Annotated in this window: 2 protein-coding genes; one reads left to right on the plus strand and one right to left on the minus strand. The window is 43.8% G+C overall.

Annotated features, from left to right (window positions below):
* Window positions 1-54 precede the first annotated feature (54 nt).
* Complete coding sequence (locus A7975_RS17165; protein WP_065385937.1) at window positions 55-414, minus strand: YgzB family protein; 360 nt, start codon at window positions 412-414, stop codon at window positions 55-57.
* 153 nt (window positions 415-567) lie between these two features.
* On the opposite strand from A7975_RS17165, the gene A7975_RS17170 reads away from it, so the two are divergent.
* The gene (locus tag A7975_RS17170) at window positions 568-1,455 is read left to right on the plus strand and encodes a nucleotidyltransferase-like protein (protein WP_053374341.1); all 888 of its coding nucleotides are present in this window, start codon (window positions 568-570) and stop codon (window positions 1,453-1,455) included.
* Window positions 1,456-1,744: the final 289 nt, after the last annotated feature.

The raw sequence follows: 1,744 nt of genomic DNA on the forward strand, positions 1-1,744 counted from the left end.
CTACTATAAGGGGTGCACTTCACATGAGTGATCATGGAAGAGGGCTTTTCTTTGTTACACTTGCTGTTCAGCCGGACTATGCGTGGCTTGTGCAGGATCCAGCGTCAGCATTGTTTTGCAATACATGCAGCGGTCGGTCTTTCCAAGCATCTTGGTCGGTCGTCCGCATTCCGGACATTGCAGCATCTTGGCGCTTGTCGACATCATGCCTGCCCAGAAATAGACGGCTACGCTGATCAGGAGAGAAACCATGCCGATTACCATGAAGATAGCCGCGATAATCTTGCCTGCTTGTCCCAAAAATACGATACCGGCCGTTCCAAGTATCATGACACCCATGCCTACCAGCGTGAAAATGAGCCCCCAAAGCCGGAATTCATTGATCTTGGCGGACTTAAAAAAGAACTTCTTCATGGATTCAAACCCTTCCTATGACTAATGACTTATGAATTTGAAACTGTTTCTAAGTTAGTAAGCAGGAATGTGCCTCCAACATGTCGAAAAAGAATAAAACTGTAGATTATTATTATAGCTTAATAAAATGTGATTAGCTATATGGAGGAACCAGTGGAACATATAAAAGCACACTTCGTAGACAGCTATCGTGATGAACCTAATGTGGTTGGTTTAGCTGTTATTGAAAACCCATATCCTTATAATCCATTGATCGATGGCTTAGACTCATTAGTACTCGTTGTTGTAAAGGATGTTCAGGCTCGGAAGGAAACGGAGCATGTTCAAATTAACGGCAAACGCGTAATGATTCGTACCATCGATGCCAGAGGTTTAGATGAATGGCTGGCTGGCGGAGAAAATCGCAATATTATTGAGTGGCTAGTTCGGGGGGAGATCTTGTTGGATCGCAACGGCTATTTAAGCAGTGTGCGTGAACGTCTGCTTCAATTCCCTGATTCCATGCGGGAGCAAAAGCAGTTTACGGAGTTTGCGGGTTTCTTGAGAACTTATTTGCAAGCGAAGCAGGATCTGCTCGACGGCAATTTGCTGGATGCATACAGTCATGTGCTTATCGCGCTTCATCATTGGGCTCATATTGTTCTAATAGAAGATGGCCGACATCCTGAACTCACCGTTTGGAAGCAGCTCAAGCGAGTCCATCCCGGGATATACAAGCTTTATGAGGAGTTAACGGTTAGCCCGGAAACGTTGGAGCAAAGAGTACAATTAGTAATGCTGGGCTGTGAGTTCTCCGTAATGAACAAAATGAAAGCATGCTGCTCATTGCTGATTGAAATACTCGGAAGCCGGGAGGAGCCTTGGAGCATTGCCGAGCTGCAGTCGCATTCCTTAATTAATGTGCTGCATGTCGATTTGTCGCTCGTCCTTCAGAAGCTGGTGCAGCGAGAGTATATACGAGAGGTTGCCGTTATGCATGAACTTGGAGATATTGGCGCACTTGAGCTGCGGTATATGGTCAATAACACGCCAAGCCAATAATGGCTTCTTATAGGAAGATAGAGCGCTGGTTTGCCCGAGTTTCGAAGGCAAATAAGCGCTTTTTTTATATTAAAAATAATTCGAGAATAAGCTTGACTTAAATAAAGCTCAGATGATATATTAGTACTCGCCGCTTTTACAGGATACATAAACGCGAAAACGACATTTCAAAAAAAATGTCGAATAACGAAAAAAGTACTTGCAAAGAGATAGGCGAATGTGATATATTATAAAAGTCGCCGATACGAAATACGCGGTTGACATGAAAGAAAAGATTGTTCTTTGAAAA

The organism is Bacillus sp. FJAT-26390 (genome assembly GCF_001682865.1).
GTDB lineage: Bacteria > Bacillota > Bacilli > Paenibacillales > Paenibacillaceae > Pristimantibacillus.